This is a genomic window from Pseudomonas sp. MYb13, assembly GCF_002980075.1.
Classification (GTDB): Bacteria; Pseudomonadota; Gammaproteobacteria; order Pseudomonadales; family Pseudomonadaceae; genus Aquipseudomonas; species Aquipseudomonas lurida.
In genome coordinates this window covers 418,173-435,198 of sequence record NZ_PCQI01000003.1, presented here as the reverse complement: position 1 = coordinate 435,198, position 17,026 = coordinate 418,173, and the positions used below count along the sequence as shown (strand labels likewise).

The 17,026-nt window shown below is 58.0% G+C and carries 18 protein-coding genes and 4 pseudogenes; 9 read left to right on the top strand and 13 right to left on the bottom strand.

Annotated elements, in window-relative coordinates; all coding sequences use genetic code 11:
• Window positions 1-31: 31 nt before the first annotated feature.
• Window positions 32-1,279 carry an OprD family porin gene (locus tag CQ002_RS08925; protein ID WP_105162143.1) on the top strand — a complete coding sequence of 416 codons (1,248 nt, stop codon included), beginning with the start codon at window positions 32-34 and terminating at the stop codon, window positions 1,277-1,279.
• Here CQ002_RS08925 and CQ002_RS08920 read toward each other — a convergent pair.
• Window positions 1,276-1,500 (bottom strand): DUF2790 domain-containing protein, encoded by a 225-nt coding sequence (locus CQ002_RS08920; RefSeq protein WP_069023906.1) that lies wholly within the window; start codon window positions 1,498-1,500, stop codon window positions 1,276-1,278. The two genes, CQ002_RS08925 and CQ002_RS08920, sit on opposite strands and share 4 nt — an antisense overlap.
• A gap of 110 nt (window positions 1,501-1,610) precedes the next feature.
• On the opposite strand from CQ002_RS08920, the gene CQ002_RS08915 reads away from it, so the two are divergent.
• The 4 genes from CQ002_RS08915 (at window position 1,611) to CQ002_RS08900 (ending at window position 5,116) form a co-directional block, all read left to right on the top strand.
• A complete protein-coding gene (locus CQ002_RS08915) occupies window positions 1,611-2,522 on the top strand; it encodes a LysR family transcriptional regulator (RefSeq protein ID WP_034103492.1) in 912 nt (303 codons plus the stop codon).
• A 229-nt stretch (window positions 2,523-2,751) separates the two neighbouring features.
• Window positions 2,752-3,585, top strand: a complete 834-nt coding sequence (locus CQ002_RS08910; RefSeq protein ID WP_105162144.1) for an oxidoreductase — start codon at window positions 2,752-2,754, stop codon at window positions 3,583-3,585.
• Window positions 3,586-3,611: 26 nt separating this feature from the next.
• On the top strand, window positions 3,612-4,553 hold the full coding sequence (locus tag CQ002_RS08905; RefSeq protein ID WP_105162145.1) for an AraC family transcriptional regulator: 942 nt from the start codon (window positions 3,612-3,614) through the stop codon (window positions 4,551-4,553).
• A gap of 245 nt (window positions 4,554-4,798) precedes the next feature.
• Complete coding sequence (locus CQ002_RS08900; RefSeq protein ID WP_105163127.1) at window positions 4,799-5,116, top strand: hypothetical protein; 318 nt, start codon at window positions 4,799-4,801, stop codon at window positions 5,114-5,116.
• Between the two features lie 138 nt (window positions 5,117-5,254).
• Here CQ002_RS08900 and CQ002_RS08895 read toward each other — a convergent pair whose 3' ends face one another.
• From CQ002_RS08895 to CQ002_RS08870, 6 genes and pseudogenes are all read right to left on the bottom strand, one after another.
• Complete coding sequence (locus tag CQ002_RS08895) at window positions 5,255-5,623, bottom strand: hypothetical protein (RefSeq protein WP_098466578.1); 369 nt, start codon at window positions 5,621-5,623, stop codon at window positions 5,255-5,257.
• A 225-nt stretch (window positions 5,624-5,848) separates the two neighbouring features.
• Window positions 5,849-6,433, bottom strand: coding sequence for a hypothetical protein (locus tag CQ002_RS08890; protein WP_105162146.1), 585 nt, complete (start codon window positions 6,431-6,433; stop codon window positions 5,849-5,851).
• A gap of 216 nt (window positions 6,434-6,649) precedes the next feature.
• A pseudogene (locus tag CQ002_RS28505) lies at window positions 6,650-7,074 on the bottom strand (LysR substrate-binding domain-containing protein); the annotation flags it as partial.
• Window positions 7,075-7,086: 12 nt separating this feature from the next.
• Window positions 7,087-7,842 carry a DUF4239 domain-containing protein gene (locus CQ002_RS08880; protein ID WP_069023898.1) on the bottom strand — a complete coding sequence of 252 codons (756 nt, stop codon included), beginning with the start codon at window positions 7,840-7,842 and terminating at the stop codon, window positions 7,087-7,089.
• Between the two features lie 55 nt (window positions 7,843-7,897).
• A pseudogene (locus CQ002_RS28500) lies at window positions 7,898-8,020 on the bottom strand (glutathione-dependent formaldehyde-activating protein); the annotation flags it as partial.
• Between the two features lie 32 nt (window positions 8,021-8,052).
• Window positions 8,053-8,175, bottom strand: a pseudogene (locus tag CQ002_RS08870) (S-(hydroxymethyl)glutathione dehydrogenase); the annotation flags it as partial.
• Between CQ002_RS08870 and CQ002_RS08865 the strand changes: the two are divergent.
• Window positions 8,175-8,294, top strand: a pseudogene (locus CQ002_RS08865) (SDR family oxidoreductase); the annotation flags it as partial. The pseudogenes CQ002_RS08870 and CQ002_RS08865 overlap by 1 nt on opposite strands.
• A gap of 7 nt (window positions 8,295-8,301) precedes the next feature.
• On the opposite strand, the gene CQ002_RS08860 reads toward CQ002_RS08865, so the two are convergent.
• From CQ002_RS08860 to CQ002_RS08845, 4 genes are all read right to left on the bottom strand, one after another.
• Window positions 8,302-9,654, bottom strand: coding sequence for an MFS transporter (locus CQ002_RS08860; protein WP_105162147.1), 1,353 nt, complete (start codon window positions 9,652-9,654; stop codon window positions 8,302-8,304).
• A gap of 99 nt (window positions 9,655-9,753) precedes the next feature.
• Entirely contained in the window at window positions 9,754-10,368 is a 615-nt protein-coding gene (locus CQ002_RS08855; RefSeq protein WP_069023895.1) for a nitroreductase family protein, read from the bottom strand.
• A gap of 70 nt (window positions 10,369-10,438) precedes the next feature.
• On the bottom strand, window positions 10,439-10,792 hold the full coding sequence (locus CQ002_RS08850) for a putative quinol monooxygenase (RefSeq protein WP_034103479.1): 354 nt from the start codon (window positions 10,790-10,792) through the stop codon (window positions 10,439-10,441).
• A gap of 85 nt (window positions 10,793-10,877) precedes the next feature.
• Window positions 10,878-11,075 (bottom strand): 4-oxalocrotonate tautomerase family protein, encoded by a 198-nt coding sequence (locus tag CQ002_RS08845; RefSeq protein ID WP_034103477.1) that lies wholly within the window; start codon window positions 11,073-11,075, stop codon window positions 10,878-10,880.
• A 149-nt stretch (window positions 11,076-11,224) separates the two neighbouring features.
• Between CQ002_RS08845 and CQ002_RS08840 the strand changes: the two genes are divergently transcribed.
• The gene (locus CQ002_RS08840; protein WP_034103475.1) at window positions 11,225-12,127 is read left to right on the top strand and encodes a LysR family transcriptional regulator; all 903 of its coding nucleotides are present in this window, start codon (window positions 11,225-11,227) and stop codon (window positions 12,125-12,127) included.
• A gap of 15 nt (window positions 12,128-12,142) precedes the next feature.
• Here the strand turns inward: CQ002_RS08840 and CQ002_RS08835 are convergent, their stop codons facing one another.
• Window positions 12,143-13,048: a LysR family transcriptional regulator gene (locus tag CQ002_RS08835; RefSeq protein WP_105162148.1), complete on the bottom strand. Its 906-nt coding sequence runs from the start codon at window positions 13,046-13,048 to the stop codon at window positions 12,143-12,145.
• 144 nt (window positions 13,049-13,192) lie between these two features.
• Between CQ002_RS08835 and salA the strand changes: the two genes are divergently transcribed.
• Window positions 13,193-14,494, top strand: a complete 1,302-nt coding sequence (gene salA, locus CQ002_RS08830; RefSeq protein WP_105162149.1) for a salicylate 1-monooxygenase — start codon at window positions 13,193-13,195, stop codon at window positions 14,492-14,494.
• A gap of 250 nt (window positions 14,495-14,744) precedes the next feature.
• On the opposite strand, the gene CQ002_RS08820 is transcribed toward salA, so the two are convergent.
• Window positions 14,745-15,659 (bottom strand): LysR substrate-binding domain-containing protein, encoded by a 915-nt coding sequence (locus tag CQ002_RS08820; protein WP_010210548.1) that lies wholly within the window; start codon window positions 15,657-15,659, stop codon window positions 14,745-14,747.
• 247 nt (window positions 15,660-15,906) lie between these two features.
• Between CQ002_RS08820 and CQ002_RS08815 the strand changes: the two genes are divergently transcribed.
• Window positions 15,907-16,929 carry a zinc-dependent alcohol dehydrogenase family protein gene (locus CQ002_RS08815; protein ID WP_034105416.1) on the top strand — a complete coding sequence of 341 codons (1,023 nt, stop codon included), beginning with the start codon at window positions 15,907-15,909 and terminating at the stop codon, window positions 16,927-16,929.
• Window positions 16,930-17,026: the final 97 nt, after the last annotated feature.

Genomic DNA, 17,026 nt, shown 5'->3' with positions numbered 1-17,026 from the left:
ACCGTCGATAACAATAACTAAGAGCAACGACATGCACACACAACGTATCTGGCTTGCCCTGCTGGGCATGCCCCTTGCGGCGACGGCTGGCGAGGGTGGTTTCTTCAAGGATTCCACGGCCACCTTGCAAGCCCGCAACTATTACTTCAGCCGCGACTTCTCCGACATCGTCGGGGCCAACAAACAATCCCGGGCAGAGGAGTGGGGCCAGGGTTTCATCCTCACCTACAAGTCCGGTTATACCGCAGGCCCGGTAGGCTTTGGCCTGGATGCACTGGGCACCCTGGGCCTCAAGCTCGACAGCAGCCCCGATCGCGTCAATACCGGCTTGCTGCCGGTGAAGGACGACGGGCGCGCCGCCGACGACTACAGCCGGCTGGGCCTGACCTTCAAGGCGCGCCTGTCCAAGACCGAGCTGAAGGTCGGCGAACTGCAGCCCAACCTGCCGGTGCTTGCCTTCAGCGACATTCGCCTGCTGCCGCCGAGCTACCAGGGGCTGAGCATCAGTTCCAGCGAGATCAGCGGCCTCACACTGCAGGCCGGGCACTTGACCAGTACCCGCCTGCGTAACGAGGCCGGGGACGAAAAGATGATCGCCATGCTCGGTCATGTGCCGCAACGCACGGCCGACAGTGATGCCTTCAACTACCTGGGCGGCGACTACGCCTTCAACAGTAACCGCACCAGCGTCAGCCTCTGGCACGGCCAACTGAAGGACATCTACGCCCAGGACTTTGTCGGCTTCAAGCACAGCCAGCCGATCGGATCGTGGGTGCTGGGGGCCAACCTGGGCTACTACGATGCCCGGCAGGACGGTGACCAATTGCTTGGCAAGATCGACAACCAGGCGTTTTTCTCGCTGCTGTCGGCCAAGCGAGGCGGCCACACCTTCTACCTCGGTTATCAGGCGATGTACGGCGACAGTGCCTTCCCGCGTGTGTTTGCCAACATCACCCCGCTGGGTAACGAGGTGCCCACCTACGAGTTTGCCTACACCGACGAGCGTTCGTGGCAAGTGCGCTACGACTATGATTTTGTCGCGCTGGGCCTGCCGGGGCTGACCACCACCGTGCGCTACATCACCGGCGACAACGTGAACACGGGGGCTGGCTACGAGGGCAAGGACCGCGAGCGTGACCTCGACATCGGTTACGCGGTGCAAAGCGGCGTGCTCAGCGGCCTGGGGATTCGGATTCGCAATGTGATGGCGCGTTCCAACTACCGCAGCGACATCGACGAGAACCGGCTGATCCTCAGCTACACCTGGAAGCTGCTTTAAACCCCGCCCTGGCAGGTGCCCATCACCGTGTATTCCACGGTGTGGCTTGTGCCCTGGCTGTCGAGGTAAACCAGGGTGGCGGGCTCCACCTGGCAACTGCCGGGCACCGCTGTGATGGAAACGATGTGCTGGATATCCAGCGGCTGGCTGTCATTGCTGCCGGCGGCGAAAGCCCCGGTGGCGGTGAACAGCAGGATAAGGCTGAGAAATCGAATATTCATGCTGGGGTCCTCTGTCAGTAGGCTCCAGTGTAGTGGCTGCAGCGCCGCGTTAAAGACAGGAACCGGTAAATGACCCGTACGCATTATGTAGCAATAAAGGCCCGCCGCTGATGGACCTGTTCAACGGCATGCGGGTATTTGCCCAAGTGGTCGACAGCGGCAGTTTTGCTGCAGCGGCAGAGGTGTTGAACCTCTCCGGAGCGCAAGTCTCACGACTGGTCGCCGACCTCGAACACCATCTGCAGGCGCGCCTGCTGCAGCGCACCACCCGGCGCCTGAGCCTCACCGAGTCCGGCGAACGCTTCCTGCTGCGCTGCCGTGGCATCCTCGACGACGTCAGGGACGCCAGCGCCGAAGCCAGCGGTGCCCACCTCAACCCCCGCGGGCACCTGCGCGTGCACTGCATGAGCGGCCTGGGCGTACTCATCACCCCCTTGATCGCACGGTACAGCGAACTCCACCCCGACGTATCCCTGGAACTGACCCTCTCCCAACACACCCCCGACCCCCTCGAAGAAGGGCACGACGTCGTCATCTCCATCGCCCACGCACTCCCGGATTCCGCCCTGGTCAGCCAGACTATCGGCCAACTGTTCAGTGTGCCCTGCGCAGCCCCCGGCTACTTGGCCAAGCACGGCGTACCGGAACATCCCCGCCAACTGCTGGAGCATCGACGCCTGCACCTGCAGGACTTCCAGGAGGATGAATGGCTGTTCCAGGACGAGGCGGGCGCCATCAGCATTCCGCCCGGCACCACCTTCAGGACCAACGTTGCCGATGCGATGGTCAAGGCTACGCAAGAGGGGATGGGGGTCAGCCTGCTACCGTTTTTCAGCGCGTACCCGGCGCTGAAGGACGGCTCGCTGGTGCGGCTGCTACCGGAGTATCGGCTGCGTGAGCGGACGATTTTCGCGGTGTACCCGTCGCGGCGGTTTTTGGATGCGAAGGTGCGTACTTGGGTGGTTTTTTTGCAGGAGAGGTTGCCGGTGGTGTTGGGTGGGTGTATTGGGGTAGATAACTAGGAGGGGTGGGCTGGTTTAATTGGCTCCTATCGGCCAATAGTTGACGTTCAAAGCAGGGTAGAGAAATCCGTTCCCTTTCTTCCTTTGGTCTCGTTTCCTGTCATCAGACTTCAGGTTGCTCACCGAGCACTTCGATAGAATCAGGCAATACTAAAATCCAATTCGGCATAGTCCCCAACCCCTCTCCGCCCTAGCATGGCCTCACCTTATATCTTCAGGAGTGCGTCCCATGAGTGCAGAAAAAACCATTTTTATCACCGGCGTGAGTAGCGGCTTTGGCCAGGCCCTGGCTAAGGAAGCTCTCGCCCAAGGCCATCGAGTGATCGGCACTGTCCGCAGCGAATCATCTTTGGCAATCTTCCAGGCGCTCTCGCCTGGTCGGGCCCATTGTGTGGTGCTGGACGTTACCCACTTTAATGCCATTGACGCAGTGGTCGCCGCTGTTGAGGATCAGTTTGGCCCTGTGGATGTGCTGGTTAACAACGCGGGGTATGGCCACGAGGGGATTTTCGAGGAGTCGTCGTTGGCGGAAATGCGCCGCCAGTTCGACGTCAATGTATTCGGCGCGGTGGCGATGACCAAGGCATTCGTGCCGTATTTTCGCCAGCGGCGGGCGGGGCATATCCTTAATATCACGTCCATGGGCGGGTATATCACCATGCCGGGCATTGCTTATTACTGCGGCAGCAAATTTGCGCTGGAGGGCATCTCTGACACGTTGAGCAAGGAGCTTGCACCCTTCAATATTTTTGTCACGGCTGTGGCGCCGGGGTCGTTCCGAACGGACTGGGCAGGTCGTTCGATGCAGCGTACGCCGCGCAGCATCAGTGACTACGATGCGACTTTCGACCCGGTACGAAAAGCCCGTGAGGAAAAAAGCGGCCATCAACTGGGCGATCCACAAAAAGCTGCACGCGCGATGCTGACGATTATCGCGAGCCCCAACCCACCGGCTCACCTGCTGTTGGGCAGCGATGCCCTGGCTCTGGTGCGTGACAAGCTGCACCGGACGGCGGAGAGTATTGAGCAATGGGAGACGCTTAGCTGTTCTACGGACGGCTGAGCATGAAAGGGGAGGACGTATAGTTGATGCAGAAACCCGAGAACCCGAGCACAGCGCGTATCGTGCAGTTGATGAGCCAGCTTGCACCGTTGGAGGGTTACAACCTGAGCCCGCTGGATGATGTGCGTTTTCTGCGTTCCAACCGGCCGCTGACGCGCACGCCGGTTTTGTATGAGCCGGGAATTGTCATTCTCTGTCAGGGGCAGAAACGCGGTTATCTGGGTGATGAAATTTACGTCTATGACGCCCAGCATTATCTGGTGGTGTCGGTGCCAGTGCCTTTTACAATGGAGACCGATGCTAGCGAGGCGGAGCCAATGCTGGCGATTTACCTGCGTCTGGATTTCGCCCTGGCCGGCGAGCTAATTGAGCAGGTAGATAACGTATTCAACATAAGAGTGGCTCAGCCTATGGGCATGTACGCCTCGCCCATGGATGAACCGCTACGCCAGTCCACCCTGCATTTTCTGGAAGTCATGGGCGACCGCACCGACGCGCAAATCCTTGGCCCGGCGATGTTGCGCGAACTCTACTACCGCATCCTCACCGGCGAACAAGGCGGCACCCTACGCGCGGCCATCGCCCAGCGGGGTCAATTCGGCAAGGTGACGCGTGCCATTTACAAAATCCACCGCTGTTACCACGAGCATCTGGATGTAGAAGCCCTGGCCCAGGAAGCGCAGATGAGTGTGCCTAACTTTCATCTACATTTTCGTAAGGTGACGGATTCCTCGCCTATGCAGTACCTCAAGTCGACGCGGTTGCATCAAGCGCGATTACTGATGCTGCGTAATGACCTGACAGCGGCCAAATCGGCATTTCTGGTGGGATATGAAAGTGCTTCGCAATTTAGCCGCGACTTCAAGCGCCTCTTCGGCCGCACACCGATAGCGGAGGTGGTATGGATGAAACAGACTTATGCGTTGCCGGCACCGACAACCCCGTCGCCATTCGTGTCATCACACTGAGCCTTAATCAATCCTGTCTTGCCCGGCGCCAGTAGGCTTGTAAACGCCGTGCTGTTTCAGTCTGCGGAGAAAGGGGAGGAATTTATTTACCCTGCTCTAACGTCTGCTAAGGGTCGTTTCCTGCCCCTAGGGACAGACAGAAAACGTCCCATTGCTGACTGTCGTAACAGTTGCCTGCCTAGCGTGGATATCTTTGCCAGCGCTATTGTGCGCACCATTTACCCACAAAAAAATGGAGCCCAATGATGAGGGCAAAACGCTATCGAGTTCGCTTAATGTTCGAATGGGGCGGAGGCTGCCTTTGGTGTGGAAACACTATTTCCCGGGAAAAATTTTCTGTAGGGCCTATTGAAGAGAGGCTACCACTCAGTAACGAAGTCCAGGCAATGCTTAACGAACTTTCACAGTGGCATGACACCTCGCTGAACTGGGACTATCCACCTGATCCCGGCCCTTGGAGTGCAGACGATTACGCAAGATTTGACGAGGCCGCCGCTAAATTACTGAAATCCGTCCAACAGGAATTGGGTGAAGAATTCGAGGTGGTGTACGAAAAACTTTAGCTTATCGGTGTGAGCCTTCGACCTGATTCTGATAACGAAAGGATGCAGCTATAGATCGGTAGCTCACCTTTGCAACAGGCCGCCACAACCCAAAGCAGACATATTAGCTTCTTGATCAGTAGGTAGCCCCCGCCAGTCCTAAAATCGAGACGGCGGTTCATTTCCAGCTTTGATCTGTGAAAAGACATGGTCTGGATCTGCCTGGCACCAATATCTGAACAGAAGGCGAGGTTCGGTATCCCCAAAATACTGACTCAGGAAGCTCTCGGCGGGGATTAACAATTTAGTTTCTGGCCATTGCTGAGCTAAAACACCTATGTGTTTGCCAGACGAACAAATAATCCACGTCGCCTTGCCTCCACTGATGCCAGGCAGGTAACCCATACCTTGGATCGTTTCGAACAAAGCGCGCAGTGTTACTGCTGGATCAAGCCTGATTGAAGTCCTACGACTTTCCAGATCATCCCCTGCATGCACGCTATCCCGATCAATTTGAATGACCAACATGAATGTTCCTTTTCAGCGTTGTGTGATTACTAGAATGCCAGCGTAGGAATGCCAGCAGCTATCTGTCTACAGTCCGCTTTGGGCCGGTTGCTGCCTTTCGCGACCGGCAGCAATCGACCCAAACCAGTCAGTCGAAACAGACCGGAATCGACCCACAGCGGCCTTTCGGAAACACTGACACCACGGTCGTCACCCCGCCCATTTTCGCTTATGCACTGCTCAACGTCAGAAGTTCTCGAGACTGACTTTAATGCCCGCACGGCTGGCCAACTCAATGGTCTCTTCCACCCGGTCAGCGTCAACAATAAAACCATCGTAATTTTCACCACCGGAGTCCAAGTGAAGATAACGTTTACCAAACCGAACCAACCATCGGTCGAATTCATCAAGCACCTCTGGCATTGATGAGGCACCGTTTCGCACGTAGACGTAGGGCTCTTTCAATTGGTTGGCGCTAACCAGATAAGGAACCTGATATTCAAACCCATCAAAACCTTTCCAATCCAGGCTCATTAAAACGAGGTGTTCAAGTTTTTGTGCCTTTGAACCATCCAACAATCCATCTGTGAAAGCACTGCATGCGTCATCTCCCATCGCGTATCTGCGCATGACGCGCCTGACAAGTCTGGCGCCTTCTTTTTCTGGAACCACCGCCAACAGCGCCAGGGCAAAAGTCTCGAGTGCCTTTTTCTGTGCGGGATCGGGTGGGCCGGGCCGTAATTCTTTCATGATCGCTGAAGCGCTAAGGTTAGTTTCCTCGGGTGGAGGCATGGTAAAGCGCCCACCAAACAACCGATCCAAAATGCCCATACCACTCCTTGGAATACCTTGGGGCAAGCGACTTTTCTTTTACCGGCGACAGTCGCTGCTTGTTTTAAGATTTGTGTTGTAGTTGAGCCTAAGGCTCCAGGTGAGGTTTGTCGATCGACCGCCTTTTTTAGTGCCAAACTGGACCTGATCCGACCGTCCGCTTTTGGCCGATTGCTGCCCCTCACGACAGACAACAATCGGCTACCTGCCGCCAAGCGCCAAATGCGCCCGACTCGGGTACAGCAACGCCAAAGGGCGAGGGGCTGGTCTATGCGGCCTCAGAATCTCTACCAGGCTGACACTGTCCAAATGCTTGGCCACGGTGATCCCAGCGTTACTCTCAAACGCCCGATCCTGGCCCTTTATCGAGAAATGCCAGGGCAAGGTCCTGTTGCTCTGACCGGACAAGAAGTTGACGCCGTGATGGGAGGCCAGGTCGTCGAGTGTCTGTGGTTCGCCATGCCGTACAGGTACTCGAACGCTGCACACGTCACCACGGTGGCCATCGCGATAGGGCGTGCGATCGATGTTGAATCCGGTAGCTCGCCAATACGCAACGTAAAGTCGATACCTTCACCGACAAACTCGACAGCCCGGTCGGTCACGCCAAGAATCATGTTGATGCCCGGATAGGCGGCGGTGAGTGCGACCTTTTAGAGCTGCATGACGGCCAGCGCCCTGCGCAGGGGCTCGTCGGATATCTGGATGGGGCCATGGAAGGGCACATCCATGTCCAACACCAGGTAAACAGACGCTGCGATCAGCAATGACGAGATGATGAACATCCCGATGACCATCGGGTTCCTGGGGGCGCGGTAGCCAAAACTCGCGAAGATCAGCGTCAACCAGGCGGCCAGCATCCCGATCAATGGGCCGGGAATCGCACCCTCCGACTGCTCGACGATCCTCCAGCGTTGCTCGATGAGCGAACGGTATTGCTGGCGAATATCCTGGAGCATCGTTTCGTGAAAACGATCCGGGGGTTTTATACCGGTCAATGACTTCCCGATGTCGTCCAGGTATTTAGCCGCCTCACTGTTACGGTGCTGCAATGCTTCGTCACCGCGATAGGGGGTCTCGATCGCTCGCTCAAGATAAGTGACCAGGCGGCTCCTTGTGTCTTGTGTCGCTTCTCCGTAGGCACGTAGCGTCCGGTCAAAAATGATCAGGCTGGTTGCGTACCCGTGGAAATTCGCATCAATGGACTCAAAGGTGTTCTTGGCGGAGTTGATCATCAGCCCGAAGACCAGTGACGTCATGACCACAAAAATATTCGCGACCAGACGAATGACCGTGTTGGTCTCGTCATCCCTGTGGTGGGCCGCCAGCTTGGGGTACCACTGCATCATGAGCAGTGAAGCAGCAACCAGGCATCCAAAAATGGCCAGTGCGATCCAGAGTGAGTTCATGCGTCAGCGCCCCGATCAAGAGGATTCAAGTCTTGCAGAATAGACTGTCGACGGTATCCTTGTTCTCGATACGTCCGTACAGGTGCGCGTGGCACGCAGTGCAGGCGTGGCGCGGAATGGCTGCGTTCTTGTCCACAATGGCGAGCTTGTCGGCATGTGCCGTGATGCTGACAGCATCGCCCGAGGGATTTGCCGCCCCCGGACCTCACATCAGTACTTGATGACGGTGCGGATCGACTTGCCTTCATGCATCAGGTCGAACGCTTCATTGATGCGTTCCAGTGGCATGGTGTGGGTGACAAAGGGCGCCAGCTCGATTTCGCCTTTCATGGCGTGCCGCCAGCGTTGAGGAAGTGGCTAACATGATCGTGTATGTCTGCTCCACGCAGGCATCGGCGACCACCGGCGCTTCGTTAAGAGTCGACGGTGGCGTAGTGGACGATATCGTCTAGCCGGCCTTCAGGGCTGGCGGGATACGTACAGGTTCACCCCGATACAGACCAGCAAGGCGAACGCAGACAACAGCATTGCGTTCGCCATCCCTTGCGAGAACGACGCCACGTCATCATGCGCAATCAATATTCCCGAGACGGCAACGCCTAACACGCCGCCCAACTGCCTGGCAGAAGCCATCAACCCCGAGGCGATCCCTGCATCGTGCTGGGATACAGACGACAACATCGAATTGGTAATGGACGGCACCGACATTGCGCTGCCAATGCCGACCAGCATCAGTGCGCCATTGAGCAGCCATGGGGAGGCTTGCGCCGTGATTTGCGACAGTACGAGAAAACCTGCGATCTGAACGCTAAAGCCCGTGGTGATGATGCGTGTGGCGCTGAAGCGTTTGGCGAAGCGTGAGGAGAGCAGGGTTGAAAGGGTCAGCACCGCCGTCAAGGGGATGAATGACACCCCGGTTTTGAACGCGTCGTAGTGCAGGAAGGTTTGAAAGTAGATACTGAACACGAACACTGCGCCATAAAACGTCAAATTAATCGCAGCACCGGCCAGCGCCATGCTGCCGAGCACTTTATTGCGGGCAAGGCGTGTCGGTAGCATGGGATCCTTGACGTGACGTTCGATCACAACGAACGCTGCCGCACAGGCCAGCGCAACAGCCATGGCTGTCAGCGTCTCAGCGCTCCAGCCTTGCGCACTCGACTCGGTCAAGCCGTAGGTTAAGGATGCAAGGCACACAGCAATACTGATCTGGCCCGGAATATCGATGTGTTTATCGACCCGAGGGGATGCGGGTGCGTAGCGCAGGATCAGCATGATCGCCAGCAGACCGATTGGAATATTCAGCAGAAAGACACTTCGCCATCCAAAGTACTCGATCATCAAACCACCGATTACCGGCCCGGCAGCCAGCGCTATTCCGCCGCAAGCCCCCCAGAGCGCGACGGCAGATCGACGTCGGTCCGGGTCTTGAAATGACACACGGATCAGCGTCAATGAAGTGGGGATCAGCAACGCGGCTCCGATGCCCTGGATCACCCGCATCGTGATCAGGACACTCATGCTGTTGGCCAAGCCGCAGCCGATGGAGGCTAGGGTAAATATCGCAAAACCCGCCGCGAAGACGGTTTTTGCACCCCACTTGTCACCCCATGCGCCGCCCAGAATCAGCAAGGCAGAGAAGGGCAAGGCATAGCTGTTAATGACCCACTGAAGGCCGGTGAGGTCGGCGTTAAAGGCGGCTTTCAGGGCTCCCAGCCCGACGTTCACTACGCTGACGTCGAGTTGCACGACAAGAAAGCCCAGGCAGGCAGCGATTAAGATGGCGCGTAACGAAGCAGGGGTTTGAATCATGGCATTTGTGTTTCACAGCCTGTGGCAGGTCAGGGTTGAGGCGATTGATCCAGGCCATGGCATGCCTGGCGTGAACCAGGCACGCACAGTGGCGAGGGCTTACACGAACTGCAATACGTCGTTCACGGCTTTACGCGGTTTTTGTGGCCAGTTGGCCGAGCCCGGGTAGCCAACGGTGATCAACATCACAGGTACTTCTTCCTCCGACAGACCGAACTCCTTGGCCACCGCAGCCTGATCGAACCCGATCATGGGGGTCGATACCAGGCCTTGGCCCTTGGCGGCCAACATCAGGGTCATCGCGGCGAGCGAGCCAGAGCGAATGGCTTCGTCGCGCTGCAATTGGGCGTTTTCCTGGTACATGCCTTGGGCCGCACCCAACCACATGTCGTAGATCGACTGGTCAATGATTCCGGCATCCAGGGTCGGCTTCAATGCGGCGGGCAGGGTGACATGCGGGTTCAGGGTGCCGCAGACAATAAACGTCACGGCGGCGTCCATGATCTTTTGCTGGCCGAATGCCAATGGCAGCAGACGCGCTTTGGCTTCGGTGCTGCGTACGGCCAGGAACTTCCAGTTTTGCAGGTTGAAAGCGGAAGGGGCGTGGGTGGCCAGGTTGACCAGCTCGGCGACCTGGGCGTCCGTCAAGGAGCGTTCAGTGTCGTAGCTGTTGGCGGAAATGCGGGACTTAATTACTTCGGCGATAACGGACATGGTGATCTCTGTGCGGGCGGGTGATGCGCAGGACACGGTTGTCACTCTTGAGCCTGCGCCCTGTTTCAACTCAGCGGCTGAAGCCGTCGAATGGCGTCATGTAGACGGCGCCGAACGGGTCCAGGCGCTTGCGGATTTCAGCGTCGGGGGTGCCGTACACCACCAGGCTCTTGATGGTGCACAGCTCCAGGAAACGCTGGCCGAAAGGCGCAAACGTGGTGTCGACGTGGCTTACCACGGCATCGACGTTATAACGCTCAAGGATGTGCACGGTGCTGTTGTCTTCGTTGACGCTGTATTCGTAAACCAGTGTGCCCGGCTCAGCCTTGGTGGCCGCAACGATCGTAGCAATCAGTCGTTTGAATTCAGCGAACTCGGCGGGTTTTACCGCAAGTGAGAACAGGCAGGAAATATAGGGATGCATGATAGTGGTCTCCGGCAGAGGGATGACAAAAACCTGCAAGGCAGCATCGGTGGATTAGCCAGAGCATGCGGTGCAGGTCGGGGCGTCAGGATTTCTCGGGGGCTTCCCCGAACAGCTTGCCGGCGCCTGCCCAATCCGATGCGGCTACGTCTTCGAAGATCACGTAGATGTAACTGGCATCGGTACCGGTGTGTTTAACAATGCTTTCGGTGATATCGGCTGCAACAGCCGCTTTCTGCGCGTGTTCTTTACCTTCGAACCAGCTCACACGTACGACGGGCATGATGTATTCCTTCTAGGACATTGATCTGGAAGCGGTGCGCGAAGTGCACCGTTGTCTGACTGGAATCCATCGTACTGTTGAATACTGTGGCGATAAACGGCCTTCAGCTATAATCTGGGTAGACCAAAACTCTACAATGGCAGTGCGTCATGGTACCTATCGACTCCTTCCAAGGCGTCATCACCTTCGTCGTGGCGGCGCGTTCATCCAGTTTCACCCAGGCAGCGGAGCGCTTGGGCCTGTCGAAGTCTGCCGTGGGCAAGGCCATCGCGCGGCTGGAAGAGCGGTTGGGCACGCAGTTATTTCATCGCACTACGCGAAGGATTTCCCTGACCGCTGATGGCGAGGCCTACTTCGCAGCGTGTTCAACGGCGCTGGAGGAAATCGGCACCGCAGAAAGCGGGCTGGGGCCAGGTGGTGGTGAACCTTCAGGACGTTTGCGGGTTGATGTTCCGGTGGCCTTCGGACGGCGGGTCGTCGCGCCACTGTTGTTTGAGATCGCCAACAAATACCCGGCGCTTCAATTGAGCCTGACGTTTTCCGATCACTTGGTGGACCCGTTTGAAGAGGGTATCGATTTGTTGGTGCGCTTCGGCGAATTGCAGGACACCAGCGGGCTGGTAGCACGGCGATTGACCCGTCAACGCTGGGCAGTTTGTGCGTCACCTGACTATCTTGCGCGCTTCGGCATCCCGCAAACCCTGGAAGAGCTGACCCAGCATCGTTGTATCGTCGGCCATCGCCGCGGGCAACCGCTTGCGTGGAGAGTGATGCAGGCGGGCCAGACCGTCCGTTACGCCCCCCCTTCAACGCATCAGATTGGCGATGGCGAAGCCATGATTCTTGCCGCGGTGGCTGGCGCCGGCCTCTGCCAAATGCCCCGCAGCCTGTTCCAGGATGATATCGAGGCGGGCAGGCTGGTCGAGGTGTTGCAAGCCTATGAGCCTGAAGCGGTGGACGTGCATGCGGTGTGGCCCAAAGTGTCGCACCTGCGCCCCAAGGTGCGTTATGTGGTCGACGAGTTGGTCAAGTTGTGCGCGCATTGGCAGTGAAGGCTGCACGCGCCGTTAATCGCTGAACAGCTCGAACATCAGTTGCCGGAACCATTTATTGGCGGGGTCCCGGTTGTATTTGCCGGGCCAGAATAAGTTGATGGCAATCTCGGGCAAGGGCAAGGGCAACGGGACCGGCAGGCTGGTAAGCCCAAACGGCTGCGCGCAGCTGTTGGCGAACCGCTCGGGAACGGTCGCGATCAAGTCGGTGTTTTGCAGGATATGCCCGACCGCTACAAAGTGCGGTACTTCCAAGCGAATCTCACGTTGCAGACCCGCACGCTGCATATGCGTGTCGATTTCGCCATGCCCGGTGCTGGCCGCAACGATCCTGACGTGCCCAAACTCACAGAAACGTTCGCGGGTCATGGGCTGTTGGGTCAATGGATGGTCTTTTCTGCACAGGCACACATAGCGATGGTGAAATAAACGCCGCTGGTAAAAGCCCGCTTGCAGGTCTGGCAGCAGCCCCACGGCCAGATCCACCTCGCCACTGGCCAGGCTTTCGGATAGCTGGGCATTGCTTCGCAGCGTACTCACCGAAATGCCAGGGGCCAGTTTCAGCAGCGCGTCGATCAGGCGCGGCACGAAATAAATCTCCCCGATGTCGGTCATCGCCACCACAAAGCGTTTTCGGCTGGTCGCTGGATCGAATTCGTCGTGGCGGTTTATCGCACCGTGCAACAGGCCGATCGCTTGGGATACCGGTTCTGCCAGTTGCACTGCGAATGGGGTTGGCTGCATGCCGTTGGGAGTTCGCACGAACAGCTCATCGTTGAACGTGATGCGCAGACGCTTCAGCGCATTGCTGACGGCCGGTTGAGTCAGGCCGAGGCTTTCAGCCGACACAGAAACACTTCGGTCTACCAGCAGTTGGTTAAAGATCACCAAAAGATTCAGGTCCAGCTCGCGCAGATTCATCGTGGGTTCTCTTGGACACATGTGCGGGTGAAGTCATTTTTATATTCACGCTGGTGATAGTTTGTATGGAGGGCAGGGCATTTATCAATGGTTTGTGAATAGTCATGATCGGACTATTCCAAAAACAAACATAAGGTTTTTTCCATGACTAGCCCTCATTCTGTCTTGCAAGTGGGCATCGTCGGCGGCGGTATCGCTGGCGTGGCCTTGGCACTTGATCTCTGCCGTCATCCGCACCTGGACGTGACGTTATTTGAAGCCGCACCTGCCTTCGGTGAAGTCGGCGCCGGTGTTTCGTTCGGTTCAAACGCAGTGCGTGCCATCGAAGGCCTGGGCATCGGCACGCCCTATGAGCGCATTGCTGACCGCACGCCACAACCCTGGCAAGACATTTGGTTTGAATGGCGCCGCGGCGTGGATGCCGGCTACCTCGGTGCCAGCATCGCCGATGGCGTGGGTCAATCGTCGGTGCATCGCGCCGATTTCCTTGATGCGCTGGCCCAGCAATTACCGGACGGAATTGCCCGCTTCGACAAGCGCGCGGTCAGCGTGCATGAGGCAGGGGAAAGGGTCAGCGTTCAATTCACCGATGGTACTGACTACGAATGTGACCTGCTGATCGCAGCCGACGGTATCAAGTCATCTCTGCGCGACTATGTACTTGAGGGGCTCGGCCTGCCTGTGGTCGCACCTCGATTCAGCGGCACCTGTGCCTACCGGGGCATGATCGACAGCGAGCAACTGCGCCAAGCGTATCGCGCTGCCGGCGTCGATGAGCACCTGATCAATGTTCCGCAGATGTACCTGGGGCTCGATGCTCATATCCTCACGTTCCCGGTCAAGCAAGGTCGGTTGATCAACGTGGTGGCCTTTGTTTCCGATCGCTCGACCCCCAATCCTGTATGGCCGCAAGGCACACCCTGGGTCAAAACCACCAGCCAGGCGCAAATGCTGGACGCCTTCGCACATTGGGGCGATGCCGTGCGCGTATTGCTTGAGTGCATTCCCGCGCCGACGCTGTGGGCGCTTCACGAGTTGGACGAGCTTGCAGGCTACACACATGGCCGTGTCGGGCTGATTGGCGATGCTGCTCACGCCATGCTTCCCCATCAAGGCGCAGGGGCCGGCCAAGGGCTCGAAGATGCTTGGCTGCTCGCGCGATTGCTCGGAGACAAGCGGGTGCTGGAAAGCAACGCCCAGGATGTTCTGCAGGTATATGACGCGATCCGTCGTCCTCGCGCTTGCCGTGTGCAGCGCACGTCCTGGGAAGCCGGTGAACTCTACGAGTTTCGAGACCCCCAGGTTGGAGACCGTGAGCCTCTCCTGTCGACCACCCTGGCCAGTCGCTTCGACTGGTTATGGAGCCACGATATGCAGTCGGACCTTGCGCAGGCCCACAGGCAGCTGGGCTGGACCGAAGACGGCGTCGCTACCTGCTCTTTCTGATTGTGCTGCGAGTGTTCTGGCGTCTGCTAAAGCGACCACCCGCCTTGCCGGCCAGCATGAGCCCGCTGGTGGCGGCATGGGAGCATCAGTGTATGACTTTTCGAGCATGGGCCAGTGGGGCATCCTTTTGAAACCACCCGAAGCATGCCCTCAGATGAGCCCCCAATGTAGCAATCCACTGGAAGTGAATGGAGCTACATGGTTTGTGGAAAGGCAAAAATGATCAGAATCACAGCCTGTCCTAAGATCACTACAGACTCTCAGGGTCGCCAAAGAACATCTGAATCCGCGACCGCAACCAACGCTCTCCCGGATCATTATCCTGCGACCCACGCCACGCCATGTGCAGCTCGAAGCTGCGCACCGGCAACGGTGGGTCTTCTGCGCGCAAGCCGCCTGCCGAGGTCAATGCCTCGGCGGCGTAGTCCGGCACGGTTGCCAGGATGTCCGTACCCGCCAGCAACGTGCCGAGGCCGTTGAACTGTGGTACGGCCAGGACTACGTGGCGTTTGCGGTCGAGTTTTTCCAGTTCTTCATCGATGAAGCCGCTCAGGTCGCCGGCGAAGGACACCAGGGCGTGGGGGCGGGCGCAGAAGTCGTCGAGGCTCAAGGAGCCCGGTACGCTGTCGGCGCGCAGCAGTTTGGGCAGGCTGCGGCGTAGTACCTTGCGCTTGGCGTTGGCCGGGAGGTCGGCGGTGTAGCTAACGCCAATGGAGATTTCGCCGGACGCCAGCAGGCCGGGCATCAGGATGTAGTTGACGCGGCGTACCACCAACACGATGCCGGGGGCCTCGGCGCGCAAGCGTTTGAGCAGTTGCGGCAGCAGGGCGAATTCGACGTCGTCGGAGAGGCCGATACGGAACACGGCGGTGCTGGTCGCCGGGTCGAACTCGGCGGCGCGGCTGACGGCAGTGGAAATCGAGTCCAGGGCCGGGGAGAGCAGGGCGAAGATCTCTACTGCCCGGGCAGACGGCTCCATGCTGCGCCCAGTGCGCACGAACAGCGGGTCGTCAAACAGCCCGCGCAGGCGTGACAACGCCGCACTGATCGCCGGTTGGCCAAGGAACAGTTTCTCCGCAGCGCGGGTTACACTGCGCTCATGCATCAAGGTTTCGAATACGATCAAGAGGTTAAGGTCGACACGACGCAGGTCGTTACGGTTCATCTTGTGTCCTGGAAGAGTCAGCAAACTTGACGAGAGCAGCCATGTAAGAAGAATGACCGGCATGAATCTTACGGGTAAAGGCTGTTACTCTGCACAGGAAAATTGAGTTTTCTTACAAGCTCTGAGGTCTATTCCTCAGTTGCGGAATCAATGACAGGCATGTCGACTATTAATGGCGACCGGTGGTCTTACCCGGAAAGCCCAGATAGAGTTCATGGCATTAGAGGTTACTTTGACGAGGTTTGCGATGTCCCGCACGATCCGTTTTCACAAGTTTGGTCCGGCCGAGGTGCTCAAATGCGAAGAGCATGCAGCCGCGCAGCCCGCACCGGGCGAAGTGCAGGTGCGTGTCGAAGCGATTGGCATCAGCTGGTATGACATTCTGTGGCGCCAGAACCTGGCGTCTTCCCATGCACGCTTGCCGTCCGGCCTTGGCCACGAGATGGCCGGTGTCGTGGTCGCCGTAGGCGATGGCGTGGACGACTTGGCAGTGGGCGATAAGGTGGCCAGTTTTCCGGCCGAGAGCCCTAATGATTATCCGGTGTATGGCGAGCAGATCGTCCTGCCCCGTTCGGCCCTGACCCGTTATCCGGATGTCTTGAGCCCTATCGAAGCCAGCGTGCACTACACGCCGCTGTTGATTGCGTACTTTGCCTACATGGATCTGGCACGGGTCAAGCCTGGGCAATTCGCCCTGGTGACTGACGCCAGTCACTGCGCCGGCCCATCCTTTGTGCAACTGGGCAAAGCCCTGGGTGTGCGGGTGATTGCGGCTACCAAGGACAGCGAGGAGCGTGAGTACCTGCTGTCCCTCGGCGCAGAGAAGGTCATCGTCACCGAAGAGCAGGACCTGCTGATGCAAATCAACAAGTTCACCGACAACCGCGGCGTGGACGTGGTGTTCGATGGCTTGGGCGGCCCTCAGATGTCGCTGCTCGGTGATGTGCTGGCACCGCGTGGCAGCTTGGTCTTGTATGGCTTGCAGGGCGGTAACCAGACACCGTTCCCGGCGTGTGCGGCGTTCCAGAAGAATATTCAGTTCTTTGTGCACTGCATTGGTAACTTCACCGGCAAGCCCGAGCTGGGCATTATCCAGGACCAGGTTGCCTTGCAGCGAGCCCTGCGGGATATCAACCAGCTGACGGCCGACCGCGTGCTGGTACCGCTGAAAACCACGGTGTTTCCGTTCAGCCAGTTCGTGGAAGCGCACCGCTACATGGACGAATGCCCGTGCCGCGAGCGTGTCGCGTTGCAGGTTGAAGCTGTTTAGGATGTAGGAATATTCGCAAACGAGTATTCCTGTCACCTGGCGTATGGGGCAAATACGCCATTTGACAGGGCTGAACCCTTACCGCTGTTGTGCTACC

What these genes read in the sequence shown, in the direction of transcription:
- CQ002_RS08925 (WP_105162143.1), top strand. Translation starts at nt 32, where the DNA reads ATGCACACACAACGTATCTGGCTTGCCCTGCTGGGCATGCCCCTTGCG.
- CQ002_RS08920 (WP_069023906.1), bottom strand. Translation starts at nt 1,500, where the DNA reads ATGAATATTCGATTTCTCAGCCTTATCCTGCTGTTCACCGCCACCGGG.
- CQ002_RS08915 (WP_034103492.1), top strand. Translation starts at nt 1,611, where the DNA reads ATGGACCTGTTCAACGGCATGCGGGTATTTGCCCAAGTGGTCGACAGC.
- CQ002_RS08910 (WP_105162144.1), top strand. Translation starts at nt 2,752, where the DNA reads ATGAGTGCAGAAAAAACCATTTTTATCACCGGCGTGAGTAGCGGCTTT.
- CQ002_RS08905 (WP_105162145.1), top strand. Translation starts at nt 3,612, where the DNA reads ATGCAGAAACCCGAGAACCCGAGCACAGCGCGTATCGTGCAGTTGATG.
- CQ002_RS08900 (WP_105163127.1), top strand. Translation starts at nt 4,799, where the DNA reads ATGAGGGCAAAACGCTATCGAGTTCGCTTAATGTTCGAATGGGGCGGA.
- CQ002_RS08895 (WP_098466578.1), bottom strand. Translation starts at nt 5,623, where the DNA reads ATGTTGGTCATTCAAATTGATCGGGATAGCGTGCATGCAGGGGATGAT.
- CQ002_RS08890 (WP_105162146.1), bottom strand. Translation starts at nt 6,433, where the DNA reads ATGGGCATTTTGGATCGGTTGTTTGGTGGGCGCTTTACCATGCCTCCA.
- CQ002_RS08880 (WP_069023898.1), bottom strand. Translation starts at nt 7,842, where the DNA reads ATGAACTCACTCTGGATCGCACTGGCCATTTTTGGATGCCTGGTTGCT.
- CQ002_RS08860 (WP_105162147.1), bottom strand. Translation starts at nt 9,654, where the DNA reads ATGATTCAAACCCCTGCTTCGTTACGCGCCATCTTAATCGCTGCCTGC.
- CQ002_RS08855 (WP_069023895.1), bottom strand. Translation starts at nt 10,368, where the DNA reads ATGTCCGTTATCGCCGAAGTAATTAAGTCCCGCATTTCCGCCAACAGC.
- CQ002_RS08850 (WP_034103479.1), bottom strand. Translation starts at nt 10,792, where the DNA reads ATGCATCCCTATATTTCCTGCCTGTTCTCACTTGCGGTAAAACCCGCC.
- CQ002_RS08845 (WP_034103477.1), bottom strand. Translation starts at nt 11,075, where the DNA reads ATGCCCGTCGTACGTGTGAGCTGGTTCGAAGGTAAAGAACACGCGCAG.
- CQ002_RS08840 (WP_034103475.1), top strand. Translation starts at nt 11,225, where the DNA reads ATGGTACCTATCGACTCCTTCCAAGGCGTCATCACCTTCGTCGTGGCG.
- CQ002_RS08835 (WP_105162148.1), bottom strand. Translation starts at nt 13,048, where the DNA reads ATGAATCTGCGCGAGCTGGACCTGAATCTTTTGGTGATCTTTAACCAA.
- salA (WP_105162149.1), top strand. Translation starts at nt 13,193, where the DNA reads ATGACTAGCCCTCATTCTGTCTTGCAAGTGGGCATCGTCGGCGGCGGT.
- CQ002_RS08820 (WP_010210548.1), bottom strand. Translation starts at nt 15,659, where the DNA reads ATGAACCGTAACGACCTGCGTCGTGTCGACCTTAACCTCTTGATCGTA.
- CQ002_RS08815 (WP_034105416.1), top strand. Translation starts at nt 15,907, where the DNA reads ATGTCCCGCACGATCCGTTTTCACAAGTTTGGTCCGGCCGAGGTGCTC.